Origin of the sequence: Arthrobacter alkaliphilus, assembly GCF_021483235.1 — a bacterium.
GTDB classification, from domain to species: Bacteria; Actinomycetota; Actinomycetes; order Actinomycetales; family Micrococcaceae; genus Arthrobacter; species Arthrobacter alkaliphilus.
Genome location: NZ_JAKEEC010000018.1, coordinates 1 through 18,125, shown reverse-complemented (window position 1 = coordinate 18,125; position 18,125 = coordinate 1). Strand labels below are relative to the sequence as shown.

Annotated in this window: 16 protein-coding genes; 5 read left to right on the top strand and 11 right to left on the bottom strand. The window is 63.9% G+C overall.

Features of this window, described 5'->3' with window-relative positions:
- The 3 genes from dctA to L0B83_RS13095 all read right to left on the bottom strand — a co-directional run bounded on the left by dctA (position 1) and on the right by L0B83_RS13095 (position 3,667).
- Positions 1–1,404, bottom strand: coding sequence for a C4-dicarboxylate transporter DctA (gene dctA / locus L0B83_RS13105; RefSeq protein WP_234758895.1), 1,404 nt, complete (start codon positions 1,402–1,404; stop codon positions 1–3).
- A gap of 105 nt (positions 1,405–1,509) precedes the next feature.
- Complete coding sequence (locus tag L0B83_RS13100) at positions 1,510–2,607, bottom strand: tartrate dehydrogenase (RefSeq protein ID WP_234758894.1); 1,098 nt, start codon at positions 2,605–2,607, stop codon at positions 1,510–1,512.
- Between the two features lie 160 nt (positions 2,608–2,767).
- Positions 2,768–3,667, bottom strand: coding sequence for a LysR family transcriptional regulator (locus L0B83_RS13095; RefSeq protein ID WP_234758893.1), 900 nt, complete (start codon positions 3,665–3,667; stop codon positions 2,768–2,770).
- Positions 3,668–4,045: 378 nt separating this feature from the next.
- Here L0B83_RS13095 and L0B83_RS13090 point away from each other — a divergent pair, with 378 nt between their 5' ends.
- Positions 4,046–5,548, top strand: a complete 1,503-nt coding sequence (locus L0B83_RS13090) for an HNH endonuclease (RefSeq protein WP_234758892.1) — start codon at positions 4,046–4,048, stop codon at positions 5,546–5,548.
- 328 nt (positions 5,549–5,876) lie between these two features.
- Here L0B83_RS13090 and mctP read toward each other — a convergent pair whose 3' ends face one another.
- From mctP to L0B83_RS13065, 5 genes are all read right to left on the bottom strand, one after another.
- Positions 5,877–7,574 carry a monocarboxylate uptake permease MctP gene (gene mctP, locus L0B83_RS13085; protein WP_234758891.1) on the bottom strand — a complete coding sequence of 566 codons (1,698 nt, stop codon included), beginning with the start codon at positions 7,572–7,574 and terminating at the stop codon, positions 5,877–5,879.
- Positions 7,571–7,852 (bottom strand): DUF3311 domain-containing protein, encoded by a 282-nt coding sequence (locus L0B83_RS13080; protein ID WP_234758890.1) that lies wholly within the window; start codon positions 7,850–7,852, stop codon positions 7,571–7,573. The genes mctP and L0B83_RS13080 overlap by 4 nt, the downstream gene beginning before the upstream one ends.
- A 217-nt stretch (positions 7,853–8,069) precedes the next feature.
- Positions 8,070–10,571, bottom strand: a complete 2,502-nt coding sequence (locus L0B83_RS13075; RefSeq protein WP_234758889.1) for a bifunctional YncE family protein/alkaline phosphatase family protein — start codon at positions 10,569–10,571, stop codon at positions 8,070–8,072.
- 78 nt (positions 10,572–10,649) lie between these two features.
- Positions 10,650–10,973, bottom strand: a complete 324-nt coding sequence (locus L0B83_RS13070; protein ID WP_234758888.1) for a DUF6221 family protein — start codon at positions 10,971–10,973, stop codon at positions 10,650–10,652.
- Between the two features lie 47 nt (positions 10,974–11,020).
- Positions 11,021–12,361 (bottom strand): ammonium transporter, encoded by a 1,341-nt coding sequence (locus L0B83_RS13065; RefSeq protein WP_268820890.1) that lies wholly within the window; start codon positions 12,359–12,361, stop codon positions 11,021–11,023.
- Positions 12,362–12,727: 366 nt separating this feature from the next.
- Here L0B83_RS13065 and L0B83_RS13060 point away from each other — a divergent pair, with 366 nt between their 5' ends.
- A complete protein-coding gene (locus tag L0B83_RS13060; RefSeq protein WP_234758886.1) occupies positions 12,728–13,465 on the top strand; it encodes a glutamine amidotransferase in 738 nt (245 codons plus the stop codon).
- Positions 13,466–13,493: 28 nt separating this feature from the next.
- Positions 13,494–13,781, top strand: a complete 288-nt coding sequence (locus tag L0B83_RS13055) for a putative quinol monooxygenase (RefSeq protein ID WP_234758885.1) — start codon at positions 13,494–13,496, stop codon at positions 13,779–13,781.
- Positions 13,782–14,022: 241 nt separating this feature from the next.
- On the opposite strand, the gene L0B83_RS13050 is transcribed toward L0B83_RS13055, so the two are convergent.
- Positions 14,023–14,208 carry a hypothetical protein gene (locus tag L0B83_RS13050; protein WP_234758884.1) on the bottom strand — a complete coding sequence of 62 codons (186 nt, stop codon included), beginning with the start codon at positions 14,206–14,208 and terminating at the stop codon, positions 14,023–14,025.
- Here L0B83_RS13050 and L0B83_RS13045 point away from each other — a divergent pair.
- Both L0B83_RS13045 and L0B83_RS13040 read left to right on the top strand, forming a co-directional pair.
- Positions 14,207–14,893: a serine hydrolase gene (locus tag L0B83_RS13045; RefSeq protein ID WP_234758883.1), complete on the top strand. Its 687-nt coding sequence runs from the start codon at positions 14,207–14,209 to the stop codon at positions 14,891–14,893. The two genes, L0B83_RS13050 and L0B83_RS13045, sit on opposite strands and share 2 nt — an antisense overlap.
- 313 nt (positions 14,894–15,206) lie before the next feature.
- Positions 15,207–15,806: a hypothetical protein gene (locus L0B83_RS13040; protein ID WP_234758882.1), complete on the top strand. Its 600-nt coding sequence runs from the start codon at positions 15,207–15,209 to the stop codon at positions 15,804–15,806.
- A 308-nt stretch (positions 15,807–16,114) separates the two neighbouring features.
- Here the strand turns inward: L0B83_RS13040 and L0B83_RS13035 are convergent, their stop codons facing one another.
- Entirely contained in the window at positions 16,115–17,569 is a 1,455-nt protein-coding gene (locus L0B83_RS13035; RefSeq protein WP_234758881.1) for an aromatic amino acid lyase, read from the bottom strand.
- An 85-nt stretch (positions 17,570–17,654) separates the two neighbouring features.
- Positions 17,655–18,125: urocanase-related protein (locus L0B83_RS13030; protein WP_504745246.1), on the bottom strand; the 471-nt coding region annotated here is incomplete at its 5' end.

The following is an 18,125-nucleotide window of genomic DNA, read 5'->3' as shown; positions in this document are numbered from 1 at the left end:
TCAGTTGGATTCGGAGTAGGCCGGGCGGCGTTCGTTGGCCTGAAGAGGCTCGACGGCGGGAGCGGGGACTTCAGCCGACGCTTGGACAGGTTCCACAACTTCGCCCGCGAAGACGCGACGGACGCGATCGGCGTCGAGGGTGTGGTCCCACCATGCAATGAATAGGGTAGCGACGGCGTTGCCAGTGAAGTTGACCAAGGCGCGGCATTCGGACATGAACTTGTCGATGCCGAAAATGAGCATGATGCCTGCGGCAGGAATGGTGCCGATGGTTGCCAACGTCGCAGTGAGGGCGATGAAGCCGCCTCCCGCCACCCCGGCAGCACCCTTGGACGTAAGCAGCATGACTGCGATGAGTCCCAACTGCTGGCCAATGCTCAAGTGGGTGTTGGTGGCCTGGGCGATATATACGGCGGCCAGGGAAAGGTAGATCGCGGCGCCGTCGAGATTGAAGCTGTAGCCGGTGGGGACAACGAGCCCCACGGTCTCCTTCTTCACGCCGGCGTGCTCGAGCTTCCGCATCAGGCCGGGCAGTGCAGGCTCGGCCGTGGACGTGCCAAGAATGATCAGGTACTCCTCCTTGAAGTGCCTGATCATCGTGAAGATGTTCAGCTTCAGGAAGGCCATGATGGAACCGAGGACAACCACCACAAACAGGATTGACGTGGCGTAGAAAAGCGCGATCAGCCCGCCCATGCTGGTCAGGGAGGATACGCCGTACTTGCCCACCGCGAAGGCCATGGCGCCGAATGCACCTAGCGGCGCGGCCTTCATGATGAAGCCCAGGATCTTGAACATCACGCCGGTGAGCCGCTGCACGCCGTCAAGCACAGGGGAGCCGAACTTGCCCATCGCATTCAACGCTATGCCGAAGACGACCGCGATGAAGATGATCTGGAGAATATCGCCCGCGATGAAGGGTTGAACGATGCTCGTGGGGATGATGTTGGTCAGGAACTGCCACCATTCCTGGTGCGCCCCGGCGTCGATGAGTTTTGCGGCGGCATCAGTAGTCTTGATGGTGCCGGGGTTGGCATTAACGCCTTCTCCCAGGCGGAAGATGTTGATCGCCACCAGCCCGAACACGAGCGCACAAATAGTGCCGAGCTGGAAATAAGTGAGGGCCTTCAGGCCCGTCATTCCGACCCTCTTCAAGTCCGCGACGCTCGCGATCCCGCCAACGATAGTCAGGAAGACGATCGGGCCGATGAGCATCCTCATCGCATTGACGAACGTGGTCCCGATCGGTTCCATCGCGATGCCCGCGGTCGGTGCGAGCCAGCCGAGCAGCACGCCGATCAGGATGGCGGTCAGCACCCAGAAGTACAGTTGCCGGTACCAGCGCTTTCTAGGGGCCGGCGCCTTGGGCGCCGGTGCTGCGTCGGCTTTGTTGATGTGTCCCATGATTCCTACCTCATTGTGGAATGTCTGTGGAGAAGTTTGGCTTGGAAGTGCGTGGTGGCCGTACGACGGCGGCCAGCCGGCCGCCGTCGTACGCTCGCTCCGCGGTTAGACGGCTGCGAAGCTGCGCGTGAGGGCCTCGATGATCGCTCCGGTGACGTCGTTCGTGTTGGCTTCGCCGCCGACGTCGCGGGTCAGGTGACCGGAACCGGTGGCCTGCTCGATCGCGGCCTCCACCAGTCGGGCTTCCTCGTGGAGCCCGAAGTGGTCCAGCATGAGGGCGGCGCTGGCGATGGCGCCGATCGGGTTGCTGATGCCCTTGCCGGCAATATCCGGGGCGGAGCCGTGGACTGGCTCGAACATGCTGGGGAAGCGGCGCTCCGGGTTCAGGTTGGCGCTCGCGGCGAGGCCGAGGCTGCCCGCGAGGGCGGACCCGAGGTCGGAGAGGATGTCGGCGTTCAGGTTGGACGCAACCACCACGGAAAGTTCCTCGGGGTGGAGGACGAACTTGGCGCTCATGGCGTCCACCAGGACGCTTTCGGTCTGGACATCCGGGTAGTCGAGGGCGACGCGCTTGAACGTTTCGTCCCAGAGGACCATCCCGTACTGTTGCGCGTTGGACTTGGTGACGGAGGAGACCTTCTTGACTGTGCGGGTCCGGGCGAGATCGAACGCGAAACGCATTATGCGCTCGCAGCCCTTCTCCGTGAAGAGCGCGGTCTGCAGGGCGACTTCGTTGCCGGGACCGCGCCCGCTCAGGTTGCGGCCGCCGAGGCCGGCGTATTCGCCTTCGCTGTTTTCGCGGACCACAATCCAGTCGAGTTCAGTATTGTCGGCCTTGCGCAGCGGGGACTGAATGCCGGGGAGGAACTTGACCGGGCGGATGTTGGCCCACTGGTCGAAGTTCTGGGTGATGTTCAGGCGCAGGCCCCAGAGGCTGATGTGGTCCGGGACGTTTTCCCAGCCGACCGCGCCGAAGTAGATAGCGTCGAAGTCCTTGAGGGCCTCCAGCCCGTTGGGATCCATCATCATGCCGGTCTTGGCATAGTATTCGGACCCCCAAGGGAATTCGGTCCAGTCGAAGGCGAACTTCCCGTTGGAGTTCGCAGCCAGGGCGTCCAAGACGCGGCGGCCGGCGGAGACAACTTCCTTGCCGACGCCGTCCGCGGGGATGGATGCGATGCTGAATTTTTGGGTGGCGCTCATGCCTACCTCCTCGTTGAGTTTGTTAGCAGAGTCACACTGCTTTCCTCTTCAAGTAGACGGGCGGCGGGTAGACGACGTCCAAGACTTAGTTTGGATACGACTGATAGGTAGCGCCTATCTTTTCTGGGATCGATTGCTGAGGCAACGTCGTTTTGGGCGTCTAAAACGACGTTGTCTCAGCAGTGGATGAAGCGACTTTGAGGAAAGCTCTGGCCGCGGGGGTGAGGTTGTCCTTGCGGCTGAGCACTGCGACGTCCAGATGGCTGACCGGTTCGATGAGCAGGGTGCGCAGCCCAGCTTTGTGCGCCGTGGGAGCCCACGACGACGGCATCACCGCATGCCCGACGCCCGCAAGGACAAGAGGCAGGATGGAGGTCCGGTGGGCCACCTCGACGACGATCTCCACTTCGACGCCGTGCGCCAAGGCATCATCAACGAGCCAACGCATCAGGGAGCCGCGCTGGCTGGCGATGATTCGGTGGCCCCCGAGGTCCTCGCGTTGGATGGCCGTCTGGTTGGTTTTGAACGTATCGGCCTGCGGGTTGACAATCAGAATCAAGGGTTGCTTTTCGAGCTCGAGGACCTGGACGCCGGGGACCAGGATCGGCGTCGGGGATCCTGCCAGTCCGATCTCGCTAGTGCCGTTCCGGACGGATTCAATCACCTCTTCCGGCGTGAATGCTGCGGTGACGTTGAGCCTGACCGCCGGGTGGGCCTTGGTGAAGGCCGCGATCATCGATGTCAGCGGCTCGATGCCGGGGGAAGGCATGGTGACGATGTCCAGCCGGCCGCTTTGCATTCCCCTTAGCGACTGGACAGCTGATTGTGCTGCGTCGAGATCCCGCATCACGAGCCTCGCGGGGCCGACCAACTCCCTTCCGGCCTCGCTGAGCACTGCCCTGCGCCCGACGCGGTGGAAGAGTGGAACGCCGAGTTCCTTCTCGAGGCTTGCGATGGTTTGGGAAAGCGAAGGCTGGGCGATAAGGAGATGTTCGGCAGCTCGGTTGAACCCGTCATGATCGACGACGGCGAGGAAGTACCTCAGTTTGCGCGTGTCCAACGGTTCGGCTCCTCTGTCTGGGCAGTTTCCGGCTGCGCTGTCTCTCGACACGAGCGATAGCCTACGCCTATGGATGGGAGGATCGCTGGGGGGCGGTGCGCGGGACGGCGGCCACGGCCGATGTCGGAGTGGGCCAGGCGGTGTGGTTGCTGGCGGTGCGCCGGGTGTCGGGCGGTTGGGGCCACGGCCGATGTCGGAGTGGGCCAGGCGGTGTGGGCCGGCCGGTGCCGACGTGGTCCAGCCGGTGTGGGCCGGCGCGACAGGATTTTGGCCGGCTGAAAGCGCGCCTGGATGTCGCGCAAAAAAGTCCTGCGGTTTGTTTGGCGGGTGTGGGTTCTCCGGCCTTATTTTGTCGGTGCCTCCTGGGAGAGTTTTCTTATGGACGGCATTCAGGGAACCGAGCGGATCGGGACGGGCACGCCTTCGGGCTGCGCTGGCCTGGATGCTGCAGTGCCGGATGCTGTAGTGACGGGCGCGAAATTCGAGGAACTAACCCGCGCCGTTGCTTCATTCAGGCCGGGCTCGGACAGTGCTGAATTGATCAGCCAGTTGCGTGCTTTGGAGGATTTGAAGTCCGCTGCTGCGGCTGCGCAGGCGAGGATCGCGGTGGCGTTCGACACTGTCCAGCGCAGGGCCCAGGCTGATCTGGGTGTTCCGGTGGAGGAGCGTGGCCGCGGGGTGGCGGCGCAGGTTGCTTTGGCGCGGCGGGAATCCCCGTCCCGCGGGTCCCGGCTGCTGGGCTTGGCGAAAGCCCTGGTCACGGGGATGCCGCGCACCCTCGCCGCCCTGAATGCCGGACGGTTGAATGAGTGGCGGGCGACGGTGCTGGTGAAGGAAACAGCCTGCCTATCCGCCGAAGACCGGTCCGCGGTCGATGAGGAACTCGCCGCGGACACCGGGATCTTTGACGGCGCCGGAGACAAAACCATCACCGCCGCGGCCCGGGCCGCGGCGTACCGGCGGGATCCGCGCTCGGTCGCGGACCGGGCCGCCCGTGCTGCCGGGGAACGGTGCGTGAGCCTGCGCCCGGCACCGGACACCATGACCTATCTGACCGCCCTGCTTCCCGTGGCGCAGGGTGTGGCGGTGCATGCGGCGTTGTCCCGGCACGCCGACACTCTCCGGGCCAGCACCGGCGACACCCGGTCCCGGGGCCAGGTCATGGCCGATGCCCTGGTTGAACGCGTCACCGGCACCCCGGCAGGAATCACCGGGGTCGAGGTCCAACTCGTCATGACCGACCGCACCCTGTTGCAGGCAGACAGCGAACCGGCCCGGCTCACCGGGTACGGGATCGTCCCGGCCGCCTGGGCCAGGACCCTCCTGACCGGGAACCCCGGCACCGCCGAACCCGGCCAGACAGAACCCAGCCAGCCCGAGCCGGGGGAGCAGGATTTCAAGGTCTGGCTCCGGCGCCTCTTCACCGCCCCAAAAACCGGGGAGCTCCTCGCTGCGGACTCAAAGGCGCGGTTCTTCCCGCCCGGGATGCGGCGTTTCATCCAGGCCCGCGACGATACCTGCCGCACCACCTACTGCGACGCGCCCATCAGGCACTTCGACCACATCATCCCCTGGCACCAAGGCGGCACCACCAGCCTGGACAACGGGGCAGGCCTGTGCGAAGCCTGCAACCACACCAAAGAACTCCCCGGCTGGACAACAAAGTCGGGTATTGGCACACGGAACGTCCTCGAAATCCGCACCCCCACAGGACACCACTACCGCTCCACAGCCCCACCCCTGCCCGGAACACCCGGAACATTAGGTATACCCCTGAACGGAAGCCCGCCCGGCGGCCCGGTACCGGAAACCGTGGACCTGTACTACTGGAGCCACCGAAAGTACTGGGGGCGGCATCCTGACCTGCGCCAGCCGGCCTAGGCAAAGGACCGCGGCTGAAGGATCGTTTGGACGATCCGCTGTGGTCGGCCAAAGTGCTGCTGAAACAGCCGCAGTTGATGAAGCAGGCGCTGCTGGCCTGTGCAATGCTGGCCTTTTGCGCAGCGCCGGTTCCACACAGCGGCGGCGCCTCGCCGGTTGCGCGCTGCAGCCGCACCCGGCACCCCCACCGGCGCCGCAGACGCGAACGTCCGTCGGGTCCGGGCTCATCGGCGGCTGCTGCCGCACGACGCCGCCGCCCCGGGAACCCCGCGACAAAGTGGCCGCGGGCCAAGCCGCTACCGCTCGAGCCTCCTGCTCCCGGACCCAGTCAGAGCCTGCTGCCTCCCGATTCGCCCAGCGGGTACTCGCGTTGGAGTTGGGCAACCTTTGGATCGTTCTCGTCGGCTCCGTAGTCCGAGTTCCGGGTGATGTCCTTTCCGTCGGGGAGTTTCATGGCGCGGAAGACCAGCGACAGGATGGCAGCAACGATGAGGTTGATCGCGAACGCCACCACCGCGATGTAGACCTGCACGTTGGTGCCGGGGATGGCGGCGATCGAACCGCCAAAATTGGCCTTCGTCACGGGGTTGACCACGTTGTACGCGGCGACGGTGCCGTAGATGATTCCGGCCACCCAACCTGCGAAGAGCGCCCAGCGGTGGAACCAGCGGGTGTACAGCCCTGCCACGATCGCCGGGAAGGTCTGCAGGATCCAGATACCACCGAGGAGCTGCATATTGATGGCTGCCGACTGGTCCATCGCGATGACGAAGATCAGCGCCCCGAACTTCACCACGAGCGAGGCGATCTTGGAGACTTTCGCTTCCTGCCGCGGGCTGGCGTCGGGCCGGATGAGGTCGCGGTAGATGTTGCGGGTGAACAGGTTGGCGGCTGCGATCGACATGATGGCGGCCGGGACCAGCGCGCCGATGGCGATAGCCGCCAAGGCGATCCCTGCAAACCACGCGGGGAAGTTGTCCAGGAACAGCTGTGGAACTACGAGTTGCGGATTGACGGCACCGTTCAAGTCAATCGGCTTGGTGCCCGCATAGATGGCCGCGTAACCCAGCAAGGCGAGGAACCCGAGCATGAGCGAATACAGCGGAAGGACCGCAGCATTCTTGCGGATGGTGTTCCTGCTCTTCGTCGCCAGGACTCCGGTGACCGAGTGCGGGTACATGAACAGCGCCATGGCCGAACCAAGGGCCAGTGTCCAGTATGCCGAGTAGCTGGCGGCACCGGGGATGAAGACGCCGGCAGGCTTGCCGGTGGCGGGGCTGACGGCGTCCAGCTTTGTCTGGGCTGCACCGAAGATGTTGTCCCAGCCGCCAAATTTGATCGGCAGGTAGACCACGGCGACGATGACAGCGAGGTAGATCAGGAGGTCCTTCACGACGGCGATGAGCGCCGGCGCTCGGAGGCCCGAGGTGTAGGTGTAGGCGGCCAGGACCACGAATGCGATGATCAGCGGCAAGTCAGTGAGCAGCGCATTCTGCGCGCTGCCAAGGCCCAACACCGTGAGAACGGCTTTAATGCCAACCAGTTGCAGCGCAATATAAGGCATCGTCGCGACAATGCCGGTGAGTGCCACTGCAACCGTCAGGGCCCTACTGCCGTAACGCCCGCCCACGAAGTCCGCCGGCGTGACGAAGCCATGCCGGTGCGAGACCGACCACAGACGGCTCATCAACAGGAACACGATCGGGTAGAGCACAATCGTGTACGGGACCGCGAAGAAACCGCTCACGGCACCAGTGGCCCACATCGCCGCCGGCACCGCCACGAACGTGTAGGCCGTGTAGAGGTCCCCGCCTAGGAGGAACCACGTCACCCAGGTTCCGAAACCGCGTCCACCGAGCCCCCACTCATCAAGGCTGTGCAGGCCGGTTTCCTTGCCCGCGCGCCACCGCGCCGCGAAGAAGCCCAAGACGGCCACGAGGACAAAGAGGACGACGACGACGGCAAGGGCGACGCCGTTGACGGGCCGATCCGGTGTGGTCGCCAATGGGACGGTGAAGCCGCTCATTGTTCCACCCCCTCGGTGCGCGCGCCACGCACGGCCTCGCGCCGGCGTCGGTCTTCCTTGGTCACCAGCCGATAAGAGATGCCGACCATCCCGGCAGTGATCGGAACCCAGAGCATTTGGTACCAGTAGAAGAACGGCATGCCCGCAAACCGCGGCTGATCAATCGAATACGCCGGGACGAACAGCGGAACCAGAATGGCTATGGCCAGCAGGACACCGGCCACAATATACGGACCGGGCCTTGCGGGCCCCCGGGTTGGCAGATCGGGAGTTGACATGGACGCCTCCTCGTTGAGACGGCCCCCGGAGCGGGATGGGCTTCCCGACAGGTGCCGGCGGCCTGGCGGACCGGATATCCACCCGGTCAATCAATAGAATAGGTTCTGGACTAATTCTTTGACAGGGCAATTGTGGCCGTTTTTTCCGAGTTCAACGCAGGAACAGCGAAGGGCGGCCACCGCATGCTGGTGACCGCCCCCGCCAAATAAGATCTGGCTAGCCGTCGGGATCCTTGGTAGCAGGCTGGCTGCTGGAACTGGAACCGGAACCGGAGCCGATCACGCTGTGCTGGGGTTCGGGCATCTTCGAGTCAGCACCATTTACCGACTGCCAAATGGACTTATTGAACAGCTGCTCGTCCATCTTGTCTTCGGTGGCAGTGTCCTGCGTGGCCACCTGCGGAGCCATCGGAGCGTTTGCCCCGTTGACGGCGGTCATGTCATAGCTGGGTTTGAGCGCGGTGTACGGCGTGTTGTCGGGCTTCGCCGTGAAGGACGCGTTCATCGGAGTGGCGAAAGCATCGAACTGTGTCAGGGGCCCGATGCCGGCGATGAGGCCGATGGTCCGGACCATTGAAGCCGTGCTGTAGAACGTCGAATCGACTTTGCCGGTCTGGGTGTAGGGGCTGATGGCGAGCGCCAAGGTGCGGTGAGCGTCCACGTGGTCAGGTCCGTTCTGCGCGTCATCCTCGGTGACGAAGATGGCGGTGTCCTTCCACGCCGACGAGTGGGACACGGTGTCCACCAGTTTGCCCAGCGCGTAGTCGTTGTCTGCGACGTACGCTTTCGGCGTGGGGGCGCCAACGCGGGTTGCCTGGGTGTGGTCATTCGGCAGCCTGACGAATTGGACCGTCGGAACGGTTCCTGACGCCACGTGGTCCTGGAAGTCCTTGGCCCACTCTTCGATGCGCGGAGTACCGCAGCCAGGCTTCAGCGGTGCGAACGATCCCGCTGAATCAGGGCAGCTCAGGTCGTAACCGTGGTAATTGTGGTCGGTCTGCGCATCCAGGACAGGGTCCGCGGCGTTGAACGCGCCTGCGTTGTTGGAAACGTAGAAGCCGTAGTTGCGGAAACTGACTCCGGCCTTGGCGAGTCGCTGCCAGACGTAGGTGTTGTCAGGTTGCTGCGCGGCGATCTCCGGTGCGTTCCCTTCACTCGGATACGGTGCCTTGCGGCCCGAGTAGTTGGCCGGCCACATCTGCTCTGCGTACGGGTTCGAGTTGGCCGAGGCCACCCAGTTCCAACCGTTGGCGCTGACTTCGGCGTCGGCGTAGAAGTTGTCAATCGTGGTGAACTTCTTGGACAGGGCCCGCATATTCGGAGCAGACTCGTCGCCGAAGAGGTTCAGCGACGGATCCCCGTTGCCCTTGCCAAGGCTTCCAAGAACCTGGTCGTACGTGCGGTTTTCCTTGACCACGTAGATGACGTGTTTGATGGGGCTCTCTTGGCCGGGTTGGCGCGGAATGATGTTGCCGCCCGCGGTGTCCGGGCGATTGTTGTTCTTGACCTGCTCGGTTGCTTTCTGCAGCTGGCCGCCCTCCGGCACCCTGAAACTGCTCAGCGTGCCGACGATCATCGAGCCGCTGTACTGGTTTTCGCTGGTCGGAGCGGTTGACTCGGGGTTCGGGTGTCCGGGACCGTTGTTGGGCCCGGCGCCGAGCCCCTTCGCGTTGGTGACATGCAATGTCCCGCCGGTGAAGGCCAACGAACTCGGGTACCAACCAACAGGGACCACGCCGGCCACTGCCTTTTGGGCAAGATCGACGACGGCGACGTCGTTGTTTCCGGAGTTGCTCACGAAAAGGCGGTGGCCGGCTTCGTCCAAGGCCAGCCCGGTGGGATTGGTTCCCACCGGTGCGCCCTTTTCAGGAGCGACGCTGAGACTCGTGCTTGTACCTGCGGCGGTGTCGACAACCGAGACGGTGTCGTCGTCGCCGTTGGCGACGTAAAGGGTGCGGCCGTCCTTCGACAGGACGGACTTGTTGGGGTGGAGGCCAACCGTGACGGTGCGGGAAACCTTCGGTTCGGCGCCTGTGATGTCCAGCGCCGTAAGGTCCGATGCGCCCTGATTGGTGACGAACGCCGTCGTGCCGTCCGGGGAAACTGTGACTGAAAGCGGCCGGTGACCTGCCGGCGTCGTCGATACGTTTCCTGTGGAGAGGTCGACGACGGACACGGCGTCGGCCAGCTGATCTGCGACGACCAGGCGCTTCCCATCTGGGGTGATCGCCAATCCGGCCGGGAAGAGGTTCAGTGCCTTGCCCGCGGGCGTCGTAGTGGGAAGCTGGATGGGCGCGCCTTCTGCCAGCTGGCCGCCGGCGTAGCTGTAGGTGCGGATCTTGGAGTTTGCCGCGGCGCTTGCGTAAAGCTTGGTGCCGTCCGGACTCCATGCGAGGCCCATGTAGAGGGACTCAGGAGACTTGTACGAGATGGTCTGGTCTACCTCGTGGTCTGCGAGATCAACGAGTTGCAGGGATTGGGTACCTTGACCGTTGTTCGTGACGGCGAGCCGCTTGCCGTCGGGGGAGATGGCGGAGTTGAGCGGCAGGTCTCCGAGTTGGGTCTGCTGTCCGGTTGGCGTGACACGCATACCGATTGAAGTGATTGCCGTCCCATCCTCGCGGGGGCCGGCGAACGTGGAGACCGCCGCGAAGGCAGCGCCGCCGACGAGCACACAAGACAATGTTCCGATGACGACCGGGATTGTTTTGATTTTCATGCTCCCAAGCTAGGAGCCGTGAAACACGTGGGTCCGACTCACAAGGAACCGTCAGCTAAACCAACAGTGAACTGACAGCTACGTCCCCGCCAGCCACTCCGGCTCAAAGTCCGGATGGTCGGAGTACGGCAGCGCGAGCGCATTCAACGATTTCGTGGTCCACTCGATCGATTCCGGGATCCACTGCGGGGCGTCCCCAAGCGTGCCGCGAACCATCGTGGCCAAGGCTGTCTGCCGCGCGGATTCAACGATGCTGAGCAGCCTTCGCTTTGACTCGCATTCCCGGAGAAGACGGCGCTCGTACCATTTGCCTGCCTCGGAGAGGGAACGGTCAGCGAGGAGTTTCCGTGCCGCAGCCTCGTCCTCATCCAGACGGTCCGACAGGAAATCGACGATATCCACAGATTGAGCGTACGCGTCCCTCGCGGCCGCGGAAATGCCTGCCGCCGCTAAGCGGGATCGGCTTGCTTTTCGGCTCGGGCCGAGACGGGGATGTTGACGTGGGGGAGGGAGTCAACGTGCGGGAGGGCGTTGAAATGGCTCCGGGACATGCTGCCGAACTCGTAGGCGGTCTCGGCATGCTCGGACAAGTCCACGCCGGCCAGTTCGGCTTCGTGGCTGACCCGGAAGCCAACGGTCTTGTGGATGATCAAGGCGATGATCGCCGTCATGATTCCAGACACCGCCAGGGTGACGAGAATGGCGACGATCTGGGCCACGAGTTGCTGGAGCCCGCCTCCGTAGAGCAGTCCTCCGCCCTTGCCGTTTACCGGCAGTGCGATGAATCCGAGCGCGAGCGTGCCGACCAGCCCGCCACCAAGGTGCACGCCCACGACGTCGAGGGAGTCATCGAAACCGAACTTGTGCTTCAGGTCCACAAAGACTGCGCAGGCTGCGCCGGCCACCAGGCCCAGGCCCAGGGCTGCGGCGGGAGCGACGTTGGCGCATGCCGGAGTAATAGCCACGAGGCCGGCAACGACGCCGGACGCGGCACCCAGGGATGTGGGGTGGCCATGCCGGATCTTCTCGGTGACCAACCAGCTCAGCATGGCACCGGCCGGGGCAACAAGCGTATTGACCCAGATCAAGCCGGCCTGCGCCGACGTCGTCGCAGCGCCTGCGTTGAAACCGAACCAGCCGAACCACAGGAGGCCGGCGCCGAGCATGATGAAGGGGAGGTTGTGCGGGCGGTGGTTCGGGTCTTTTCCAAAACCATGGCGCTTGCCAAGGATCAATGCCAGGACGAACGCGGCGGCGCCGGAGCTGATTTCCACCACCGTGCCACCTGCGAAGTCGATCACCTGACCGAAGACAGAGCTGATGGCTCCGCCGGGGCTAAGCAGGCCGCCTCCCCAGACCATGAAGGCCAAGGGGCAGTAGACCAGGGTGATCCAGATGGGAACGAAAATGACCCAGGAAGTGAATTTGGCCCGGTCGGCGATAGCGCCGCTGATCAGGGCCACGGTGACCATGGCGAACGTAGCGCTGAAGCCGAGCTTGATGAGATCGGTGGAACCGACCAGGTCCGCCGAGCCAAAGCTGCTGAACGGGTTACCGAAAATCCCCAGGACACTCTTGCCGCTGATCATCGAGTAGCCCCACAGTATCCACACGGCGCCCACGATTCCCGCGGAGATGAAGCTCATCATGATCATGTTGAGGGAGGCCTTGGCCCGGGTCATACCGCCGTAGAAGAGCCCGAGTGCCGGGGTCATGAGCAGTGCGAGTGCCGCCGACACCATCACCCAAACGTTTTCCGCAGTGATATCCACGTGCGTTTCCCTTCTCATCGGAATGCCCTGGCAGGGCCGCCATACCTTGGCCTCGTTCTTCCCTTGCCCAATATTTCCGGTTCCGTGTTTCAAGCAATGGGAGGAAAAATTGCGGGGACGTTACATAACTTGGCCCGGCGTGAAGAACGCATGTCAGATATGTTTCAGGGATGTAAACGCCGTCCCGGTGCGGATGCGTGGCCAGCCGGAGCGAGCGGCGGGGATCCCAGTGATTCCGCGGATTCCGGAACCAATGGAAGTGAAACCGTTCCGGGCGGCCGGAGCCCGAAACATTTCTTGCGCGTGAACGGCGGCTCACGGCCCTCGACGGGATGTTTCGGCCGAACGCTGGCGCGTCACGGGCACCGGGGGCACACTTAGCCTGTGAAGCCGTTTCTCCTGCTCGCATCTCGCGCCGAAGACGCCGCCGCCGAGGAAGAATACCAGGCGTATCTTCGCTTCGGAGGGCTGGCCCCTGAGCAGCTGCAGCGCATCCGAATGGAGGCGGCACCCCTGCCACCACTTGAGCTCTCCGACTATTCCGGCGTGATTGTGGGCGGCAGTCCCTTCACTTCGAGTGACCCGCCCGAACACAAGAGTCCGGTCCAGCATCGGGTGGAGAAGGAACTCGCGCAGCTGCTGGACACGATTGTTGCCGCCGACTTTCCCTTCCTGGGGGCCTGCTATGGAGTCGGAACGTTGGGACTCCACCAAGGGGCTGTGATTGACCGGACCTACGGCGAAGGACTCGGCGGGGTAACCATCAAACTCACGGCCGAGGGCCTTCAGGATCCGCTCCTTCAGGGGATGTCCGAGCGCTTTGTCGCCTTTACCGGCCATAAGGAAGCCTGCACGGTCCTGCCGGCGAACGCCGTGTTGTTGGCTGTTTCTGCCGCCTGCCCGGTACAGATGTTCCGGATCAAGAAGAACCTTTATGCCACTCAATTCCATCCGGAGCTCGACGCCGAGGGACTCGTGACACGGATAGACACCTATCGCCACGCCGGATACTTCCCGCCGGAGGCTGCTGAACATCTCATGGCCGAGGCCCGGAAGATCACGGCAACCGAACCAATGAAGATCCTCGGCAACTTTGTTCGCCGTTACGCGGTTCCTCAATAGCGTTTGGGGGATGAAGCACAATGGGCCCATGACTTTTGCAAATGTAGGGACCCTCGGCACAAAGCCGGGCCAACGCGACGCCGTCGTTGCCATCCTGCTCAGGCCGAAACCGGAGCTCCGGGACGCGGGCTGCCTCCTCTATGAGGTGGGCGTCAACGAAGAATCCCCGGACGCGGTCTTTGTCTGTGAACTGTGGGAATCGGAGGAGGCGCATCAGGAATCGCTGACGCTGGAGAGCGTCCGTGCCGCGATCAATGAGGCAATGCCAATGCTCTCCGGAGAAATGGGCGGGACCCGATTCACGGTGTTGGGCTGACCGATCCGCGACACCTGATCTTTACGCAGACGACACGCGGATTACAGACAGGATCTTCATAGCTCTCACATAGCTGCGGTAGCTACGGTTGGGTCATTATGGAAGAGCAAGAGCCCCGTCGTCCCGGCCAAAAGTCCGGACGAAAGCGAAATCGGTGGAACAGCTGGAGTCCCCGCCGACGTCGATCGGTCTTGTTCCTGGCCTCCGCGGCTATTTTGGCCTTGCCGCTGACGGCAACGGTCTACTCGGCTGCGCATGCCCGTTCATTCGTCTCCCGGACCGCACCGGCGGCAGCCAGCGCCCGGCCGACGGCGGCTGCGCGGACCATGACGCCAGCGCCGACAGCGGCACCGACTGCGCCGCCTACCGTGCCGACTGCGCCGAAAACGGCGCCGCATACCGCGGCGCCTGCGCCGGCGGCTGGCATGGACACCTCGTTGGACTCCGAGATCAACGCCATCATTGACGCCAATAGCCAGTACCAGATCGGCGCCACCCTGATCGACCTATCCAACGGCTCAATCCATCAGTACGGGGTCCAAGCGCCCTTCGAAGCGGCAAGCACCGCAAAAGTCCTGGCGGCCGCCGCCTACTATCACCTCGTCGAAACGGGAGCTGTGTCCCTTGACGATCCCTTGGGTGACTACACGGCCGGATACCAAATCAAAGAGATGATCAAGGATAGCGACAACGAATCCTGGTCCTTGATCATGGACGCGGTTGGCTATTCGGAACTGCAGTCCTACGCCGAGTCGATCGGCGTCAGCTATGACCCCATGAACAACACGCTGACTCCGACCGAAATGGCCAGCATCATGGCCGGGCTCTATGACGGGAAGCTGTTGAACCAACAAGACGCGGCACAGTTGTTGTCCTACATGCAGAACACAAACTACGAATCACTCATCCCGGCTGCGGTGCCGGCCGGAATCACTGTCTTCCACAAGTACGGACTGCTCGACGACGAGCTCCACGACGCCGGCATCCTCACCAACGGGGCCAATTCCTACGCCTTCGTGGTCTACACCAAAGGCAAGGACGAGAGCGATATCCCCGCCCGCACCGAGATCTTCCACGAGCTCACCCAGGCAGTGGTGAACGGCTTGTTCTAAGCGGTTGTGTCCTATGGTCGGCATCAGTTCGCCGGCCGCGCAGTCTGACTGACTACGCGGCCGGCGAACTTGTTCCCTTATGGGCGCTGAGCGCCTTGTGCGAAGTTATCTATTTACCTCCCTTCTGCATGGGGTCGGGCCAATTTCCAATGGTTCGTTGATAGTTCTGCATGGTCTTCTCCTGAGTAGGCGGATCCTGCGCGGTGTGGCGCAATTGCTCGTGCCTGCCAAAAGACAGGAGCGGCCGGATCAGTCAGGGGAAGACCCAGGGTCGAAGAAGGGTTCGGCCGAGGGGCTCTGTCCGGGATCGGGGATGGGTCCGTTGCGCGGCGGCGGTCCCAGCGCACGCTGTTCGGGCAGATCCGCCGTTCCAAAGAAGGAGCTGCCTTCCGGCTCCGACGTCGATCCTGCCCCGGGTGGCGACACTGACGCAGGAACCCGCGCGTCAGGCCGCGGCCCGGCCTGGGCCGGAGACGCAACCGTTGTCACGACCACGGCGGGCGGCATGAAGGCCGCCCCGATAGGGATGAATTCGGTGTTCGTTCTGATCTGCCCAGGATCGTCCGGGGCTGGAACCCGTGGTCCGCCGGGAAGCGCGGTACGGGACACGACTGGGACTACCGGCACCGGCGGCACCACTGGAACCGACGGCGGTACCGGTACGGCTGGCGCGGAGGGCAGTGGTACTGCCGGCACCGACGGCGGTACCGGTACGGCTGGCGCGGAGGGCAGTGGTACTGCCGGCACCGACGGCGCGGCTGGCACCGACGGCAGTGCCGGCACTGGCAAAGCGGGGAGTTTCCCGATCGTGTCGGTGACTGTACCCGGCACGGCGTCGACGACTCCAACGACTGGTGTCAAGACCTTTTCTGTTATCTGGCCGACCACTGTCCCGGGAACTGCCGCCAATTGACTCGGGGCCGGAACCCTGGACGGGACCTGGCTGACGAGTGGAGCTATGGGCTCGGGGAGTTGAACCGGAGCGGGCGAACCCGGAGGCGACGGAACAGCAGGGATCGCCGGCAGGAGGTCGGCGGCCTGCGAAGTGCCAGCCAGCCACAACAACCACGCCAATGCGCCAAAAACGGCGAGAAGAAGGGTGCGCATCAAAGAAACCTGACGGCACCCCAGATGCCGAGACAAACACCCCACCTCCCCAGCGTGCCGTGTTTGGAGACCAAGCTACGCCCGTACGACGCGGCAGTCCATAGCTAAGCATACTTAGTTTCCGAAACCGGGCAGCATCGCCATTCGCACCGCGGCCTCGAGATCTGCACGGAGATCCCGGTCCTGCACGTCGGCTGGTAACGACAGTCCGGCGTCGAACGCTCTTTGGAACTGTGAACTCGCGAACTCCTCCGGCCGCCGGCCCTGCATCCGGAGGGCCCTTGAGGCGCAGACGAGTTCGACACCGACCACCGTGGCAAAGGCCTTCGCTGTGGAGTCCAAACGCGAGGTCGCCACGCTGGCGAAACTGGCATCTTCCTCGGCACCCAACGAGAGGACGACGGTTTGAAGGCTCACAGGCTGGGCATTAGCCCGGACCTGGCCTGCTGCAGCGGCGGCCACGTATTCCAGCATCATGACGCCGGATTGGCCGGCGTCGTCGGCCGCGAGGAAGCGGTGCAGCCCCGTGTAGGCGGGATCGCACAGCAGGCTGATTCTCCGGAGGTTCGTTGCGCACGCCGAACCGATGGCCAATTGGAGGGCATCCACGCGCCTGGCCAAGCTCGTCATTTGGAACAAGCCGTGGTGGGCAACGTCGCTGCTGCCATCGTCCGCGGACCCGAATACCAGCGGGTTCTCGTGCCCGGCCACTACCAGGCGTTCGAGGAGGACCCCGAGCGCGTCGAGTTCTTCCGCTACCGAGCCAAGAACCTGGGGCAGCGTGCGCAAACAATAGGGGTCCTGAATCCTGGCAGGTTCCCCGCTGCCCTGGATCAGCCTGCGAAGTACCCCGGCCATCTCCGTGATCGCGGGGGAGTCCGCCGCCCGGGCGACGGCAGGACTCAGCGCTTCGGGATTGCCTGACATTGCCACGAAGGACAGTGCGCTGAGCGAGGTCAGGTTATCCAGGAGCGTTGTGAGCTTCTGGTGGGCGAGCACGGCCTGGGCGATGGTGAGGGCGCTCGAGCTGATGAATGGAAGCGCGTCTTCGGTCGGCCACGTAGACAAAGGTGCCGGAACCTGCCCGCCGTCCATCGTCTTGCGCTCGCCGAGGAGGGTGAGGGCGGTTCCCGCCAAGGCAGGCAGGTCGGCCGTGCCGATGCCGCCGAATTCGCGTATCTCGGGCAGGGCGTCCGAGTTGAGCATGTTCAACACGGCCTCGGCCACCGCCGGGTTGATCCCCGACGAACCGGCAGCCAGCTGGGACAGCCGGATGAGCAGCATAGCCCGGACCGTTTCCCGCCCAAGCACCCGGCCGGCGTCGACCGCGTGGCTGCGAAGGAGGTTCAGTCCGTGCACGCTCTCGGCTGCTTCCAAGGCGACCGAACGATTGGCGCCGACGCCGGTGGACCGGCCGTAGACGGGCCGCCTCAAGGCAGTTGCGCGAGCGGACCGCTGGGATGCGGTCATCCGCTCAACTGCCGACGGCGAGAGGGTCACCCTCTTGCCGCCAGCAGCGACGTGAGCGATGTCGGCCAAAGCGAGCCGCACGCCGTCGATTTCAAGCACTGTGGTCCCCTAAGTCTTATCGATTGCTCCGTAGGTGTCGTTTTGGGGGGTCAGAATGACGGTTACGGAGCAATCGATGTGTTGGTTAGAGTGATTCGTTCATGGGGATGCGGACGCCGCGTTCGCGGGCGACGTCGACGGCGCGGTCGTAGCCGGCGTCGGCGTGGCGGATGACGCCCATGCCGGGGTCGTTGGTGAGGAGGCGTTCGAGTTTTTGGGCGGCGAGTTCGGTGCCGTCGGCGACGGAGACCTGGCCGGTGTGGATGGAGCGGCCGATGCCGACGCCGCCGCCGTGGTGGATGGAGACCCAGGTCGCGCCGGAGGACGCGGCGGTCAGGGCGTTCAGCAGGGGCCAGTCGGCGATCGCGTCCGAGCCGTCTTTCATGGATTCGGTTTCCCGGTAGGGGGAGGCCACGGAGCCGGAGTCCAGGTGGTCACGGCCGATCACGATGGGGGCTTTGACTTTGCCTTCGGCGACGAGCTGGTTGAACAGCAGCCCGGCCTGGTGGCGTTCCCCGTACCCGAGCCAGCAGATCCGGGCCGGGAGGCCTTCGAA

Excerpts from the sequence above, each read along its gene's own strand:
- L0B83_RS13075 (WP_234758889.1), bottom strand. The coding sequence starts at position 10,571 with ATGAAAATCAAAACAATCCCGGTCGTCATCGGAACATTGTCTTGTGTG.
- L0B83_RS13050 (WP_234758884.1), bottom strand. The coding sequence starts at position 14,208 with ATGCCAGCCGCCGGCGCAGGCGCCGCGGTATGCGGCGCCGTTTTCGGC.
- L0B83_RS13045 (WP_234758883.1), top strand. The coding sequence starts at position 14,207 with ATGGACACCTCGTTGGACTCCGAGATCAACGCCATCATTGACGCCAAT.
- L0B83_RS13080 (WP_234758890.1), bottom strand. The coding sequence starts at position 7,852 with ATGTCAACTCCCGATCTGCCAACCCGGGGGCCCGCAAGGCCCGGTCCG.
- L0B83_RS13065 (WP_268820890.1), bottom strand. The coding sequence starts at position 12,361 with ATGAGAAGGGAAACGCACGTGGATATCACTGCGGAAAACGTTTGGGTG.
- L0B83_RS13055 (WP_234758885.1), top strand. The coding sequence starts at position 13,494 with ATGACTTTTGCAAATGTAGGGACCCTCGGCACAAAGCCGGGCCAACGC.
- L0B83_RS13100 (WP_234758894.1), bottom strand. The coding sequence starts at position 2,607 with ATGAGCGCCACCCAAAAATTCAGCATCGCATCCATCCCCGCGGACGGC.
- L0B83_RS13090 (WP_234758892.1), top strand. The coding sequence starts at position 4,046 with ATGGACGGCATTCAGGGAACCGAGCGGATCGGGACGGGCACGCCTTCG.
- mctP (WP_234758891.1), bottom strand. The coding sequence starts at position 7,574 with ATGAGCGGCTTCACCGTCCCATTGGCGACCACACCGGATCGGCCCGTC.
- dctA (WP_234758895.1), bottom strand. The coding sequence starts at position 1,404 with ATGGGACACATCAACAAAGCCGACGCAGCACCGGCGCCCAAGGCGCCG.
- L0B83_RS13040 (WP_234758882.1), top strand. The coding sequence starts at position 15,207 with ATGGGTCCGTTGCGCGGCGGCGGTCCCAGCGCACGCTGTTCGGGCAGA.